Genomic DNA, 16,287 nt, shown 5'->3' with positions numbered 1-16,287 from the left:
CTCCCGAGGGCCGGAACGTACCAAGATCGTGGCGGCGAGGTGGGGACGATGAGTTTCCACAATCCACGGCTGCCGTGGTCGGAGCTGGAGCGGGTGCTCTCCGGTCGGCCGGGGAGCGGGAGAGGCAGCGGGGGCGGGCAGAGCGGCGGGGCCAGGAGCGGCGGGAGCGGGCAGGGCAGCGGGGGCAGGAAGGGCAGCGGGAAGGGGGAGGGTGGCGGTGGGGAGCGGCATCTGCATGTGGTGGATCCGCTCGCCGTCGACGCCGACGGGGGTGACTCGCCGGCCTGGAGCCGGCGGCGGGAGCACTACAGCCCGCCGGAGCTGACCCGACCCGACGGCGTGCTGCCGTACGCGGAACTGCACGCGCACACCAACTTCAGCTTCCTCGACGGCGCCAGCCACCCGGAGGAACTGGTCGAGGAGGCGACCCGGCTGGGGCTCACCGCGCTCGCCGTCACCGACCACGACGGCTTCTACGGCGTGGTGCGCTTCGCCGAGGCGGCCCGCGCCCTGCACCTGCCGACGATCTTCGGGGCGGAGCTGACCCTCGGCCTGCCCGGCCCGCAGAACGGGGTACCCGACCCGCACGGCAAGCACCTGCTGGTGCTGGCCCACGGCCACGAGGGGTACGCCCGGCTGGCCACCACCATCGCCCGCGCCCACCTGCGGGGCGGTGAGAAGGGCCGCCCGGTCTACGGCGAGCTGGAGGAGATCGCCGCCGACCTGCGCGACCACGTGCTGGTGCTGACCGGCTGCCGCAAGGGACACGTGCCGGCCGCCCTGCTCACCGAGGGGGTCGACGCGGCGGCCCGCGAGTTGGACCGGCTCACCGACATGTTCGGCGCGGAGACGGTGGCGGTGGAGCTGACCGACCACGGGCATCCGGTCGACGGCGACCGCAACGACGCCCTGGCCGAGTTGGCCGCCGCCGCCAGGCTGCCCACCGTGGCCACCGGCAACGTCCACTACGCCACCCCGGGGCGACGTCGACTGGCCACCACCCTGGCTGCCGTACGGGCCCGGCGCAGCCTGGACGAGATGGACGGCTGGCTGCCCGCCGCCGGCACCGCCCACCTGCGCTCCGGTGCCGAGATGGCGGCCCGGTTCGCTGCGTACCCGGGTGCGGTGGCCCGGGCCGCCGAGTTCGGCGCGGAACTCGCCTTCGACCTGCAACTCGTCGCGCCGCAACTGCCGGCGTACCCGGTGCCGCCGGGGCACACCGAGATGAGTTGGCTGCGGCAGCTCACCGAGGCCGGCGCGCGGGAACGCTACGGCCCGCGCGAGGCGCACCCGCAGGCGTACGCGCAACTCGACCACGAGCTGAACATGATCGAGGCGCTGGGCTTCCCGGGCTACTTCCTGGTGGTCTACGACATCGTCGAGTTCTGCCGCCGGGCCGACATCTACTGCCAGGGCCGGGGCTCGGCGGCCAACTCGGCGGTCTGCTACGCCCTGCGGATCACCAACGTGGACGCGGTCCGGCACCGGCTGCTGTTCGAACGCTTCCTGGCTCCCGAGCGCGACGGCCCGCCCGACATCGACGTGGACATCGAGTCCGACCGCCGGGAGGAGGTCATCCAGCACGTCTACGCCCGCTACGGCCGGGAGCACACCGCCCAGGTGGCCAACGTGATCTCGTACCGGCCCCGGTCAGCGGTGCGGGACGTGGCGAAGGCGTTCGGATTCTCCCCCGGCCAGCAGGACGCCTGGAGCAAGCAGATCGACCGCTGGGGTGATGTAGCAGCGGTGGACGTGCCGGAGATCCCCGAGCAGGTGATCGCGTACGCCAACGAGGTGCAGACCTTCCCCCGGCACCTGGGCATCCACTCCGGCGGCATGGTGATCTGCGATCGGCCGGTGATCGAGGTGTGCCCGGTGGAGTGGGGGCGGATGCCCGGCCGCAGCGTGCTCCAGTGGGACAAGGACGACTGCGCCGCCGTCGGCCTGGTCAAGTTCGACCTGCTCGGCCTGGGCATGCTCTCGGCGCTGCACTACGGCTACGACATGATCGGGATGAGCCTGGATCTGGGCGACATGACGCTCGACGACCCCGAGGTCTACGACATGCTCTGCCGGGCCGACTCGGTCGGGGTGTTCCAGGTGGAGAGCCGAGCCCAGATGGCCACCCTGCCCCGGCTCAAGCCGCGCGAGTTCTACGACCTGGTGGTCGAGGTGGCGCTGATCCGGCCCGGCCCGATCCAGGGCGGCTCGGTGCACCCGTACATCCGGCGCAAGAACGGGCAGGAGCCGGTGACGTACGCCCATCCGCTGATGCGCAACGCCTTGGAGAAGACCCTGGGGGTGCCGCTGTTCCAGGAGCAGTTGATGCAGCTCGCCATCGACCTGGCCGGCTTCGACGCGGCCGAGGCCGACCAGCTGCGCCGGGCGATGGGGGCGAAGCGTTCGGTGCAGCGGATGGCCCGCATCGCCGACCGGCTCTACACCGGCATGGCGCAGCGGGGCATCACCGGCGAGTTGGCCGACGACGTCTACCGCAAGCTCACCGCCTTCGCCAGCTACGGCTTCCCGGAGAGCCACGCGATGAGCTTCGCCTACCTGGTGTACGCCAGCTCCTGGCTCAAGCGCTACCACCCGGGTCCGTTCCTGGCCGCGCTGCTCAGCGCCCAACCGATGGGCTTCTACTCGCCGCAGACCCTGGTCGACGACGCCCGCCGGCACGGCGTGCAGGTACGCCGCCCGGACGTCAACGCCAGCGGGGTGCAACCGGTGCTGGAGTCCACAGCGGACACCCGATGGGGCAGCCAACCCGGGGAGCCACCGCACGCCTGGGGGTTGGGCGGGCCGGCGGTACGACTCGGGCTGTCGGGTGTGCGTACCCTCGGCGAGCCGGTGGCGCAGCGGATCGTGGCGGAACGGACGGCGCACGGGCCGTACCGGGACATGCCGGATCTGGCCCGGCGGGTCGGTCTGACCGCCACCCAGCTGGAGGCCCTGGCCACCGCGGACGCCTTCGCCTGTTTCGGACTGACCCGGCGGCAGGCGTTGTGGGCGGCCGGCGCGGCGGCGCAGGACCGACCGGACCGGCTGCCCGGCACGGTGACCGGCGCGGCCGCGCCCACCCTGCCCGGAATGGAGGCGGTGGACCGGCTGGTCGCCGACGTGTGGGCCACCGGGTTGTCCCCGGAGAACCATCCGGCCCGCTTCATCCGCCCTCAGTTGGAGGCGATGGGCGCGGTGCCGATCGACCGGCTGGGCCGGGTCGAGCCGGGTCGGCGGATCCGGGTCGGCGGGATCGTCACCCACCGGCAGCGGCCGGCGACCGCGGGCGGGGTCACCTTCCTCAACCTGGAGGACGAGACCGGCATGCTCAACGTGACCTGCTCACCGGGGTTGTGGCAGCGCCAGCGGCGGGTGGCCCGGACCAGCGCCGCGCTGGTGGTACGGGGGCGGCTGCAACGACACGAGGGGGTGACCAACCTGGTCGCCGACCGGTTGGAGGCCATCGAGCCGCCGGTCCGGCCGGCCTCCCGCGATTTCCGCTGACGACGATGGACAGCACCGCCGCGGCGGACCCGACCGGGGTGACCGGGGCCGATGCCCCGGGGACTCAACCTCGGCTGCAGGGCCGGCGGGGCAGGCCCTAGGCTCGACCGGGTGGAACAGACCCCAGGCGCGGCCGGGCCGCCGTTGACCCCCCGTACCGCCGTGGTCTGGTCGGTGCTGCGCGCCGAGCTGGACCGTCGGCCCTCCGCCGAACTGACCGTGCTGGACGTGGGGGGCGGCACGGGCGGCTTCGCCGTGCCGCTGGCCCAGGCCGGGCACCAGGTCACCGTGGTCGACGCCAGTCCGGACGCGCTCGCCGCGCTCAGCCGGCGGGCCGCCGAGGCCGGGGTGGCCGACCGGGTACGCGCGGTGCAGGGTGACGGTGACGCGCTCGCCGGGCTGGTCGAGCCGGACAGCGTCGACCTGGTGCTCTGCCATGCCGTACTGGAGGTGGTCGACGAGCCGGCGTCGGTGGTGACCGCGCTGGCCACCGCACTGCGTCCCGGCGGCGCGGCGAGCGTGCTGGTCGCCGGCCGGTCGGCGGCGGTGCTCGGCCGGGCCATGAACGGGCACCTCGACGTGGCCGCCACACTGGCCACCGACCCCACCGGCACCGCCAGGCCCCGGGACACGTTGCGCCGCCGCTTCGACGCCGAGAGCGCCGCCGCGCTGTTGACCGCCGCCGGCCTCACCGTCGAGGAGATCCACGGCGTACGCGTCCTCGCCGACCTGCTGCCCGCGGCCGTGGCAGACGGCCAACAGGGTGCCCTGGTCGAGTTGGAACGGGCGCTGGCCGCCCGCTCGCCCTGGCGGGACCTCGCCGTGCAACTGCACCTGTTCGCCCGCCGCCCGGCATGACCGACACCACCGCCACGCCCGGCGTCACCGCCGTGCCGCATCCGGGAGGCAGCGAACGCGTCCAGGGCTCTCTCCTCGCACCGGTGACGCCGGAGTACGGCGGGAGAAGCCTGGCGGACGTGCTGCCCAGCGCACTGGCGGTGCTCGGCGTGCCCGGCGGCACCGACCTGCTCGGGCTCGCCGACGAACTGGCCGGGGTGCGCCGCGTCGCGGTGCTGCTTGTCGACGGGCTCGGCTGGCACCAGCTCCCGATCGCCGCACCGTACGCGCCGACCCTGGCCGGGCTGACCGCCACCACGGGACGACCGCTCACCTGCGGATTCCCCTCCACCACCCCGACCAGCCTGGTCACCCTGGGCACCGGCACGGCCTCCGGCGCGCACGGCGTGCTCGGCTTCACCCTGCGGGTGCCGGGCACCGACCGGGTGCTCAACCACATCGAGTGGACCGACGACCCGCCACCGATGCGCTGGCAGCCGGTCACCACCGCGCTGGAGCGGGCCCGGGCCGCCGGTGTCGCGGTGACCGTGGTCAGCCGGCCGGAGTTCGGTGGCAGCGGCCTGACCGTGGCCGCCAACCGGGGCGGCGACTACCGGGGCGCCGCCGGTGTCGACGCGCTGGCCGCCACCATGCTGGCCGCCCTGGCCGCCGGGACCGGACCCACCCTGGTCTCCGGCTATCACCCGGACGTCGACCGGCACGGCCACCTCAGCGGCGTCGACTCGGTGCCCTGGCGGACCGCCGTCACCGACCTGGACGCGCTGTTGGCCCGGCTGGTGGACGGGTTGCCGTCGGACGCGGCGCTGCTGGTCACCGCCGACCACGGGCAGTTGAACGTGCCGGCCGAGCACCGGTTCGACCTGGACACCGACCCCCGGTTGACCGCCGGGTTGCAGGTGGTCGCGGGGGAACCCCGGGTGCGTTACCTGCACGTCGTCCCCGGGGCCACCGAAGACGTACGGGCCGCCTGGTCGCAGGTGCTGGGCCCGGCCGCCCGGGTGCTGACCCGCGACGAGGCGGTGGCCACCGGCTGGTTCGGGCCGGTACCCGAGGAACACCTGCGCCGCATCGGCGACATCGTGGTGGTCTGCAACGACACGTACGCCGTGCTGGCCAGCCGGTCGGAGAGCCCGATGCTGTCCCGGCTGGTGGGTTTCCACGGCGCGGACACGGCGGCCGAGATGACCATTCCACTGCTGGTCGTACGGGGCTGACCGGCCTGGATGTCGGTGCCGGGCGCTAACCTGCCCAGGTGGGCCGCAGCCAGTCGTTACCCCGGGGCGGTGATCCCCGCTTCGGGCCGGACGCCGACGACACCGGCTGCCCGATCCTGCACGTCGACATGGACGCCTTCTACGCCTCGGTGGAGGTGCGGCACCGGCCGGAGTTGCGCGGCCGGGCCGTCGTGGTCGGCGGAGTCGGGCCGCGCGGGGTCGTCAGCTCCGCCAGCTACGAGGCCCGACAGTACGGCGTACGCAGCGCGATGCCCACGATGCGGGCCCGCGCCCTCTGCCCGCACGCGATCTTCCTGCCACCGGATTTCACCCGCTACACGGCCGCCTCCCGGGCGGTCATGCAGATCTTCCGGGACGTCACCCCGCTGGTCGAGCCGCTCTCGCTGGACGAGGCGTTCCTCGACGTCGCGGGGGCCCGGCGGCTGTTCGGCTCACCCGCCACGATCGGCCGCCGCATCCGTGAACGGGTCGCGGCCGAACAGGGACTGACCTGTTCGGTGGGGGTGGGGCCGAGCAAGTTCGTCGCCAAGCTCGGCTCGACCCGGGCCAAACCCGACGGGCTGCTCGTCGTACCGGCCGCCCAGGTGCTCGACTTCCTGCACCCGTTGCCGGTGTCGGCGCTGTGGGGGGTGGGGGAGCGTTCCGCCGAGGCGCTGCTGCGGCTCGGTCTGCGTACCGTCGGTGACCTCGCCCAGGCGCCGATCGGCATGCTGCGTACCGCGCTGGGTCAGGCCGCCGCCGCGCACCTGCACGAGCTGGCCTGGGGGCGGGATCCGCGCCGGGTCAGCCCCGAGCAGGTGGAAAAGTCGATCGGCGCGGAAGTCACCTTCGACCTCGACGTCGACGACCCGGAACAACTGCGCCGGACGTTCCTCGCGTTGGCCGAGAAGGTCGGTGCTCGACTACGCGATGCCGAACAGGTCGGGCGGACCGTGTCGATTAAAGTGCGGATGTCGGATTTCCGCACCATCAGTCGATCGCGCACTCTGGAAGTACCCACCGACGTCGCTCGGGAGATCTTCGACATAGCGTGGTCTTTGTTCGCCGCCCTGCCTTCCGGCGAGCAAATCCGTCTCGTCGGCGTACGAGCGGAAGGACTGCACCGGGCGGACGCCACACCCCGGCAGCTCACCCTTGGTGAACCGGAGCGCGGATGGCGGGAGGCGGAGGTCGCCGCCGACGCGGCGGCTGCCCGATTCGGGCGGTCCGTCATAGGCCCGGCGAGTCTTCTCAGCGGCCGAGATACGCGACGAAAGGAAAATCCGACGCGGCCATAGGTCGTCCCGCTTTCCGACGCGCGAGCCCCCTCGTAGACTTGCGGGTAAGCAGCCGGTTGGCTGCCACGGTCTGTCGGCCCGACCGGACCGACCAACGTGACCGGGGAGGAGTGCCGTGCCGCTCTCGGAGCACGAGCAGCGGCTGTTCGAGCAGATCGAGCGGTCGCTTGCCGAGGACCCCAAATTCGCCTCGGCCGTGCGCGCCAGCGATCCGCGCTTCCACGCGCGGCGTCGCCTGCTCGTCGCTGCCGGCCTGATCATCGCCGGCTTGGCGTTGTTGGTATATGGCGCGGTGATCAAAACTCCGCCGCTGGCAGTGGCGGGATTCGTTGTCATGCTGGCCTCGGCCGCGTTCGCGGTGCAGTCGCACCGTCGATCGCAGTCGCCGGACCTGCACGTGGTCGGGGGCACGGCGAGTCGTCGCCGATCCCGCGGTCGTGCCGGCCGGCGGCCGGGCTTCATCGACCGGATGGAGGACCGGTGGCGGCAGCGCCCGGAGGGGCACCGCTGACCCGGTGATCCGGCCCGTGCAGCCTTAGGCGGCGGATCGCGTCACCGGGCCCACCCCGGGGCGCACACCTGAGCTCGATCGACCCCCGGTCGATCGAGCCATCCGCCTGCCCCACCCCACCCCACGCGCCCCCTCACCCACCTCGCGCTCACCCACCCCCCTTGGTCGGGCGTCCCCGGCACCCCCGCACCCGGTCCCGTGTGACCCTGCGCCCTCGTGGGCCTCCGTGCCCGCCTCGCCCGTGCACCCTGCATCTCGCCCAGTGCCCACCGCTCGCCCCGCGCCCCTGCGTTCGCCCTGCGCCCCGCGATCTTGCACTTTCGGTCGGGGCTTACTGGGGCAAGACGGTCATTTAGCTGACCAAAACTGCAAGATCGCGGGCGTGAGGATCCCGTGCCCGCGTCGCGCACCCTGTCCCGCCCTGCGGCGCGCACCGTGTCCCGCCCCCGTCCTGCGTTGCGTCCCGCCTCGCCCCGCGCCCCGCGATCTTGCACTTCTGGTCGGGACTTATTGCAGCGAAACGGTCATTCGGGCGACCGAAACTGCAAGATCGCGGGGCGCGGGGCGCGGGGCGGGGTGGCTGGCTCGGCGTGACGCTGGCCTGTCGACGGGGTACCAGCCGGGGCGGCGTAGGGCACGGGTGGGTGAGGTGGGGCAGGAGGGCGTGGGGTAGGAGGGGCGTGGGGGTGGGGTTAGCGGGTGGTGCGGGTGGCGAGTAGGCGGCGGGGGTTGAAGCGGAGGAGTCGGGATCGGAGTTGTCCGCCGGAGGTGACCAGGCGGGCGGAGGTGTCCGCGACGGCGGTACGCCAACGGCCCAGCACCGAGGGCGGCAACGCGGTCGCCAACAGGCGGGTACGGCGGTCGGCCTGCCCGGCGAGGGCGCTGCGCACGGTGCGTAGCGCGGCTGGCAAGGGCTCGCCGGTCAGCGGGTCGCGCGCGTAGCGGGCCCGCTCCTCGGCCCGTCCGAGCAGGCGTACGGCCGTACCGGCGTCGGTGTCGGTGCCGATCGACTCCCGGGCCAGCCGGTCGGCGGTCGCCCGGGGGGTCTCCGTCGGGTCCACCCGGACCCGGTAGTCGACAAGTGTGTCGATCAGCTCGTCCCAGGCGGCGTGTGCGTCCGCGCGGGCCCGGTCCGGATCGGTGCTGACAGTTACCCGTGGTTGACCAGTGGTGGTCGGGTCGGCGGTCGACGGGTCGAGGGTCCGGGCGATCGGGGCGAGTCGGCCGCGTCGTCGCCGCAGGGCGAGTCGGCGCAGCGCCGGTACGGCGAGCAGGGCGAGCAGCGCCAGTAGGCCGGCGGCGGTCAGCCAGGGCCAGGTCGACGTACGGCTGGCCGGGGTGTTCGGGTCGGTGCCCGCGCCGGTGTCGACGCCTTCCTCGAACTGGTTGGGGCCGCTGTCCGGTGTCTCCGTGGTGTCGGTCTCCTCGGGCGTGTCCGACGTGTCGGTCTGCGGCGTGGTCTCCTCCGGGGCGTCGACGTCCGGCGCCCAGGCGGAGCGGGTGGAGCCGGGCACCCCGTAGGTCGGGGTGGCGTCGAACGGGACCCAGCCGATCTGGTCGAAGTAGACCTCGGTCCAGGCGTGCAGGTTCCGGTTGGTCAGGGTCAGCGTGTCACCGCTGCGCCGGTTGCCGTTGGTGAAGCCGAACGCGACCCGGGCCGGGATGCCGGCGTCGCGCACCATCCAGGCCAGTGCGGCGGCGTACTGCTGGCAGTAGCCGGCCTTGTTCTCCAGGAAGTCGAGGATCTGCTGGCCGCTGGTGCCTTCGGTGGTGCTCAGCTGGTAGGTGAAGCCGTTGTCCTCGGAGAAGTAGTCGTAGAGGGCGCGCACCTTGTCGTACTCGGTGCGCTTGTCCTGGGTCAGCTCCGCGACCAGGGCCCGCACCTCGGGCACGTCGGGGGTGACGGTCTGCTGCCGCCGCAACGGCAGGTCGGCCGGCAGCGGCTGCGCCGAGCGCAGGGCCTGCGGGGTGTACGTCGAACGTACGTAGTTGAACGAGAACTTCTTGCCCCGGGAGTTGTCCCGGTTGGAGAAGAGCACCTGGAGGTTGGGGTCGTAGAACCAGTTGTTGCCGAGATCGGAGAAGTTGACCGGCTCGGTGTAGAACGGCAGCAGCGGCATGTTCAGCTCGCGGGACACCTCCACGGTGGCCCGGTGCTGCGTACGCTCGACGCCGGGTCGCAGCTGCCCGCCCGGTTCGGGCAGGTCCCCGGTGGCCCGCTGGCCGTTGGGGCCGCGGACCCGGAAGCCGTCCGCGCGCAGGTCGTCGGCGACGCCGAAGCGCAGGTAGAAGGGCTCCTCCTCGGTGGTGGTGACCTTGACCAGGTCGGTCACCTGCGACTGGTTGAGTTCACCGCTGAGCGCGGCGAACAGGTCCACCCGACCGGGGGAACCGCCCAGTCCCGGGCCGCCGAGGCCGGAACCGGCACCGGAGTTCAGCGAGTTCATCAGGCCGACGGTCATCCCCGGCACGGCCAGCGGCACCAGGACCGCCAGCGCGAGGCCCAGCACGGCCAGCCGCCGGCCGGCGGCGGCCAACGGGGAGGCCTCCCACACGTCGACGTCGCGGCCGTCGCCGGTGAACCGGCGGCCGAACCGGCGGACCCGGTCCACGTTGTCGGTGACGAGCAGCCAGAGGAAACCGGCGGCGCCGATGGCGAACGGCAGCGGCGGGACGCTGTCCACGTAGACCGCCACCGGCACCGAGTAGATGGCCAGCATCGGCAGTCCGGCCAGGGCCGGGCGGCGCATCCCGACGCAGAGCACGTCCACCAGCACCGCCACCGAGCCGATGCCGAGCACGGTGACGAACAGCAGCGGATCGGTGTCGGGAACCTTGACCCCGTAGGAGCGCATGTCGTCGACCGAGCCGGTGAGCAGCTCGGCGAAGTGCCCGAAGGTGCCCGGTGCGGGCAGCACGGCCAGCAACTCGGAGCCGCTGGGGAACAGCCAGGTCAGGGCGAGCACGAGGCCACCCAGCATGGCCAGCACCTGGGCCCAGAGCGGGGCCCGGCCGAGCCGGGCCAGCGCCGCCGCGGCGGCCACCGCGGCCACCGCGATGACGGCCTGCACGAACCACGTCCAGCGTTCGAAGATGGCCGACAGGGGCGCGGCGGCGAGCAGCGTCGCTGCGGCGGCCACCAGGCCCAGGTTCCGGTGGGCGATCATGAGGGGGACCTTCCGTTCATCGCACGCCGCCGGCCACCGTCTCGGCCATCGCCGCACGCAGGGCGAACCCTTGTGAGCCGCGGCCGGCCTGCGGCCAGAGCGCCGGCAGTCGCGCGCCGTGGTCGACGCCGATGACCCGCCATCCGGCCTGGAGCAGGACCAACGCGGCGGCGTCGTGTGCCTGGTCGGCCTCGGCCCGGGCGTGTGCGGGCAGGTTGAGCCAGGCGGAGCTGTCCAGCAGGAAACACACGCAGGTGGCGTTGTTGGCCCGGAGGCCGGCGAGCAACTCCGCCTCGGCGGTGCTCAGCGACCCGAACAGGCCGATGACCAGGCCGCCGTCGGCGCGCTGCCGGACGTGCTGCATCAGGGTGGTGATCTCGACCCGCTGGTCCAGCCGGACCTCCGCGAGATGGTCGAGCAGCAGGCCGTCGCCGCCCTCGCCCGCGTCGACGTCCGCGCCGCCCCCGGTGACCAGACGCAGCTTGTAGCCGGCCTGACGCAGGTGGACGGCGATGCTGGCCGCCCCCGAGACGGCCCATTCGAAGCTGGCCGTCGGCCCGTCACCGTGGTGGCCGTACGCCCGGGTGTCCAGCACGACGGTGGCCCGGCTCTCCCAGGGCTGCTCCTCGCGCCGCACCATCAGCTCACCCGTACGGGCGGTCGACTTCCAGTGCACCCGGCGCAGATCGTCGCCGCGCCGGTACTCACGGGTCGCCGCGTCGTCCTCGCCGTGCACCGCGACCGAGCGGGCCCGGCTCTCCCCGCTGCCGGTGTACTCCCCGGGCAGCCGCACCGACGGCAGGGGCACCACCTGCGGGATGACCGTGAGCCGGTCGGTGCCGGGGAAGGCCCGGGTCAGTTCGCACAACCCGAACGGGTCGGTCAACCGGACCACCAGCGGACCCACCTCGTACCGGCCGCGGACGTCGGCCCGCACGGTGTACGCCACCGAGCTGGCCTGGTGTGCGCCGAGGCGTTCCAGCACCACCCGGGGGCGGCTGCCCAGCGCGTACGGCAGGCGGTCCTCCAGCAGCAGGGTGCCGGTGGGCAGCCGGGACATGTTCTGCAACCGCAGCACCACCCGGGCGCTCGCGCCGACCGGTACCCGGTGCGGCTCAAGCGACCGGTGACAGGCCAGCTTGTACCGGCTACGGCCGACGTAGAAGGCGGCCAGCAGGGGCAGGACGGCCAGCAGCACGGCCACCCGCAGCAGATCCTTCTCGCCGAGGATGCCGGCGGAGATGGCCGCCGCCACCGCGGCGGCCAGGAACGAGCGGCCACGGGTGGTCAGTCCGCGCAGACCGTCACGCACGTCACGGCCTCCGCGGCTCGAAGGGGGGCCGGCCGTTGCCGGTCGGCGGCCGGTTGTCGTACGGCGAGCGCTTACGGTCGTGCGGCAGCGGCAACCGGTGCACCAGGTCGGCGATGATCGCGTCGGTGGTGCGGCGGGCGAGCTGGGCGTCGGCGGTCGGGATGAGCCGGTGCGCCAGCACCGGCACCGCGAGGACCTGAAGATCGTCCGGCAGCACGTAGTCGCGCCCGTCGAGGGCGGCCACCGCCCGCGCGGTACGCAGCAGTTGCAGCGTGCACCGGGGGGACGCGCCGAGCCGCAGGTCGGGCGACTCGCGAGTCGCCGTGACCAGGTCGATGGCGTACTGCTTGACCGCGTCGGCGACGTGCACCTGCCGGACGTGGCCGATCAGCCGGCGTACCGTCTCGGCGTCGGAGACCGGCCGCAGCGCCGCCAGCGGATCCACCGCGCCGTGCGCGTCGAGCATGGCCAGCTCGGCGGTCGGGTCCGGGTAGCCCATCGCGATCCGGGCGGTGAAGCGGTCCCGCTGCGCCTCCGGCAGGGGGTACGTCCCCTCCATCTCGATCGGGTTCTGAGTGGCGATCACCATGAACGGCGTCTGCAGCTGGTAGGTCACCCCGTCGACGGTGACCTGGCGTTCCTCCATGCACTCCAGCAGGGCGGACTGGGTCTTCGGCGAGGCCCGGTTGATCTCGTCGCCGACGACCAGGTTGGCGAAGACGGCACCCGGCCGGAACTCGAAGTCGTGCGTCTCCTGGTTGTAGACGCTGACCCCGGTGACGTCGCTGGGCAGCAGGTCGGGGGTGAACTGGATGCGCCGTACCGAGCAGTCGATCGACCGGGCCAGGGCCTTGGCCAACTTCGTCTTGCCGACCCCCGGCACATCCTCGATGAGCAGGTGACCTTCGGCGAGCAGGACGGCCAGGGCGAGCCGCACGGTGGCGGTCTTGCCCTCGATTACCTGTTCGATGTTGGCCACGATGGCGTCGCTCGCGGCGCGGAACTCGTCGAACGGCAACAGGCCGCCAACCTCGTCCCAGGTCTGCTGTGTCACGGGCCTCCTCCTCGTCGCCATCACGGCAGCTCTGTTGTAAGAGCACCTGGCCCCGCCGTTGGGTTCGCGACGTGCAAGCCTCGTCTGCCGCAACAATCTCACTGGCCTCTCAGGCTAACCATGTTTGTCGCCGACGCCGACCTGCGCAGCTGTTTGAGTGCTTACGCAACGGTTTGTCACTCACGCAGCGCATGTCGCTGGTTCTTGTCGGGTGATGGGGGTCCGGGTGGGTGGTGCACGACGCGGTCGTACCGGTTGGCGGTACACTGCCGGACATGGCCGGAGTCTTCCTGCTTACCCAGCCGTGCTGATGCGCTGAAGGCGCGACAGCACGGCGGCCCCTCCTGCGTGAGGGGCTTTTTCGTGCCCGCCGCCGGGTCGGGGCGGGCCGCCGAGACAGATCCGAGACCAGCCAGCACTCCGACAGACTCCGCCGAGCGATGCGAGGAGAAGGCCATGAGCGAGCGGCAACGAGCGAGCGAGGCAGCCACCCCGACGAGCGACACCCCACCGTTCCGGTACACCGCGACGCTGGCCGACGAGATCGAACGCCGCTGGCAGGACGTCTGGGAACGCGACGGCACCTTCCACGCGCCGAACCCGTCCGGCCCGCTGGCCGACCCGGGCCACCCGCGCTCCGGCGCCGAGAAGCTGTACGTGCTGGACATGTTCCCGTACCCGTCCGGCGCGGGTCTGCACGTCGGGCACCCGCTGGGCTACATCGGCACCGACTGCTTCGCCCGCTACCAGCGGATGGCCGGGCGCAACGTGCTGCACGCGATGGGCTTCGACGCGTTCGGCCTGCCCGCCGAGCAGTACGCGGTGCAGACCGGCACCCACCCGCGGACCACCACCGAGGCCAACATCGAGCGGTACCGGGAGCAGTTGCGCCGGCTGGGCCTGGCCCACGACCAGCGGCGTTCGGTGGCCACCATCGACACCGACTTCTACCGCTGGACCCAGTGGATCTTCCTGCAGATCTTCAACTCCTGGTACGACCGCGACGCCGGTCGGGCCCGTCCGATCAGCGAGCTGACCGCCGAGTTCGCCGGCGGTACCCGACGCACCCCGGACGGACGCCCGTGGGGTGAGCTGTCCGCCGCCGAGCAGCGGGCGATCATCGACGACCACCGCCTGGCGTACGTGTCGCAGGCGCCGGTGAACTGGTGCCCCGGCCTGGGCACCGTGCTGGCCAACGAGGAGGTCACCGCCGACGGCCGCTCCGAGCGGGGCAACTTCCCGGTCTTCAAGCGCAACCTGAAGCAGTGGATGATGCGGATCACCGCGTACGGCGACCGGCTGCTGGACGACCTGGACAAGCTGGACTGGCCCGAGCCGATCAAGCTGATGCAGCGCAACTGGATCGGCCGCTCCACCGGCGCCCACATCGACTTCCCGACGGCGACCGCCCCGATCCGGGTGTTCACGACCCGGCCGGACACCGTCTTCGGGGCCACCTACATGGTGCTGGCGCCCGAGCACGAGCTGGTCGACGCGCTGGTGCCGGGCGCCTGGCCGGAGGGGACCCGGGACGCGTGGACCGGCGGGCACGCCAGCCCCCGGGCCGCCGTCGAGGCGTACCGCAAGGCGGCGGCGGCCAAGACCGACGTGGAGCGGCAGGCCGACACCAAGGAGAAGACCGGCGTCTTCACCGGGGCGTACGCCACCAACCCGGTCACCGGCGGGCAGATCCCGATCTTCATCGCCGACTACGTGCTGGCCGGCTACGGCACCGGCGCGATCATGGCGGTGCCCGCCCAGGACGAGCGGGACTGGGACTTCGCCGAGGTCTTCGAGCTGCCGATCGTGCGTACCGTGGCGCCGCCGGAAGGCTTCGACGGCAAGGCGTACACCGGGGACGGGCCGGCGATCAACAGCGCCGCGCCCGACCGCGGCCTGGACCTGAACGGCCTGGGGGTGGCCGACGCGAAGGCCCGGATCATCGCCTGGCTGGAGGAGACCGGCAACGGTCAGGGCGCGACCACCTACCGGCTGCGGGACTGGCTGTTCAGCCGGCAGCGCTACTGGGGCGAGCCGTTCCCGATCGTGTACGACGCCGACGGCACCGCCATCGCGCTGCCGGAGGAGATGCTGCCGGTCGAGCTGCCCGAGGTGGACGACTTCTCCCCGCGCACCTTCGACCCGTCCGACGCCGACAGCGACCCGGAGACGCCGCTGTCGCGCCGCCGCGACTGGGTCGAGGTGGAGCTGGACCTGGGCGACGGGCCCAAGCGGTACACCCGCGAGACGAACGTCATGCCGCAGTGGGCCGGCTCCTGCTGGTACGAACTGCGCTACCTGGACCCGACCAACGAGGGACGGTTCGTCGACGCCGACAACGAGCGCTACTGGATGGGCCCGCGCAGCGAGGGCGACTGCGGCGGCGTGGACCTGTACGTCGGCGGTGCCGAGCACGCCGTCCTGCACCTGCTGTACGCCCGGTTCTGGCACAAGGTGCTGTACGACCTGGGCCACGTCTCCAGCTTCGAGCCGTTCCGCAAGCTGTTCAACCAGGGCTACATCCAGGCGTACGCGTACACCGACGCCCGGGGCGCGTACGTGCCCGCCGAGGAGGTCGTCGAACGCGACGGCGGCTTCTACCTGGGCGACGTCCAGGTCAACCGCGAGTACGGCAAGATGGGCAAGTCCCTGAAGAACGTCGTCACCCCGGACGAGATGTGCGCCGCGTACGGCGCCGACACCTTCCGGGTGTACGAGATGTCGATGGGGCCGCTGGAGGTGTCCCGCCCGTGGGAGACCCGGGCGGTGGTCGGCTCGTACCGGTTCCTGCAGCGGGTCTGGCGGGCCATCGTCGACGAGCAGACCGGCGCGTCCCGCGTGGTCGACACCCCCGCCGACGAGGCGACCCGGCGACTGCTGCACAAGGTGATCGACGGCGTCCGGGGCGACATGGAGGCGATCCGGTTCAACACCGCGATCGCCAAGCTGATCGAGCTGACCAACGGGGTGACCCGGTTGCCGGCGACCCCGCGCGAGGTGGCCGAGCCGCTGGTGCTGATGCTGGCCCCGGTCGCCCCGCACATTGCCGAGGAACTGTGGCGGCGGCTGGGCCACGACACCTCGCTGACCTACGCGGACTTCCCGGTCGCCGACCCGGCCCTGCTGGTCGCCGACTCGGTCACCTACCCGGTGCAGGTCAACGGCAAGGTCCGGGGCCGCATCGAGGTCCCGGCCGACGCGACCGAGGAGAGCGTGCGGGAGCAGGCGCTGGAGGCGGTGGCCGCCGTGCTGGCCGGCAAGGACCCCCGCAAGGTCATCGTGATCCCCGGCCGCATGGTCTCCGTGGTGTTGTGAAAGGAAGGGGCCCTTCTTAACGCCTCGTGTAGAGGAAGGGCCCCTTCTTAACAT

9 protein-coding genes are annotated in these 16,287 nt (G+C 72.5%); 6 read left to right on the top strand and 3 right to left on the bottom strand.

The window, feature by feature from the left end:
• Positions 1-48: 48 nt before the first annotated feature.
• The 5 genes from JMF97_RS05990 (at position 49) to JMF97_RS05970 (ending at position 7,385) form a co-directional block, all read left to right on the top strand.
• Entirely contained in the window at positions 49-3,504 is a 3,456-nt protein-coding gene (locus JMF97_RS05990; protein ID WP_203220594.1) for an error-prone DNA polymerase, read from the top strand.
• A 51-nt stretch (positions 3,505-3,555) separates the two neighbouring features.
• Complete coding sequence (locus JMF97_RS05985; RefSeq protein WP_203220593.1) at positions 3,556-4,362, top strand: methyltransferase domain-containing protein; 807 nt, start codon at positions 3,556-3,558, stop codon at positions 4,360-4,362.
• Complete coding sequence (locus JMF97_RS05980) at positions 4,359-5,576, top strand: alkaline phosphatase family protein (protein ID WP_203220592.1); 1,218 nt, start codon at positions 4,359-4,361, stop codon at positions 5,574-5,576. Before JMF97_RS05985 ends, JMF97_RS05980 begins: the two co-directional genes overlap by 4 nt.
• Positions 5,577-5,614: 38 nt before the next feature.
• Positions 5,615-6,874 (top strand): DNA polymerase IV, encoded by a 1,260-nt coding sequence (locus JMF97_RS05975; RefSeq protein WP_203220591.1) that lies wholly within the window; start codon positions 5,615-5,617, stop codon positions 6,872-6,874.
• A 115-nt stretch (positions 6,875-6,989) separates the two neighbouring features.
• Entirely contained in the window at positions 6,990-7,385 is a 396-nt protein-coding gene (locus JMF97_RS05970) for an SCO2097 family morphological protein (protein ID WP_013735102.1), read from the top strand.
• 692 nt (positions 7,386-8,077) lie between these two features.
• On the opposite strand, the gene JMF97_RS05965 is transcribed toward JMF97_RS05970, so the two are convergent.
• The 3 genes from JMF97_RS05965 to JMF97_RS05955 are packed head-to-tail and all read right to left on the bottom strand — an operon-like array spanning position 8,078 to position 12,918.
• Positions 8,078-10,552: a transglutaminase TgpA family protein gene (locus JMF97_RS05965; protein WP_203220590.1), complete on the bottom strand. Its 2,475-nt coding sequence runs from the start codon at positions 10,550-10,552 to the stop codon at positions 8,078-8,080.
• A gap of 16 nt (positions 10,553-10,568) precedes the next feature.
• Positions 10,569-11,864 carry a DUF58 domain-containing protein gene (locus JMF97_RS05960; protein ID WP_203220589.1) on the bottom strand — a complete coding sequence of 432 codons (1,296 nt, stop codon included), beginning with the start codon at positions 11,862-11,864 and terminating at the stop codon, positions 10,569-10,571.
• Between the two features lies 1 nt (position 11,865).
• The gene (locus tag JMF97_RS05955; protein ID WP_013735099.1) at positions 11,866-12,918 is read right to left on the bottom strand and encodes an AAA family ATPase; all 1,053 of its coding nucleotides are present in this window, start codon (positions 12,916-12,918) and stop codon (positions 11,866-11,868) included.
• A gap of 456 nt (positions 12,919-13,374) precedes the next feature.
• On the opposite strand from JMF97_RS05955, the gene leuS reads away from it, so the two are divergent.
• Complete coding sequence (gene leuS / locus JMF97_RS05950) at positions 13,375-16,233, top strand: leucine--tRNA ligase (protein ID WP_203220588.1); 2,859 nt, start codon at positions 13,375-13,377, stop codon at positions 16,231-16,233.
• Positions 16,234-16,287 lie beyond the last annotated feature (54 nt).

The organism is Micromonospora fiedleri (assembly GCF_016774385.1).
GTDB lineage: Bacteria > Actinomycetota > Actinomycetes > Mycobacteriales > Micromonosporaceae > Micromonospora > Micromonospora gifhornensis.
Note: the sequence above shows the minus strand (reverse complement) of the source record. Positions and strands in the feature narration are given on the sequence as shown.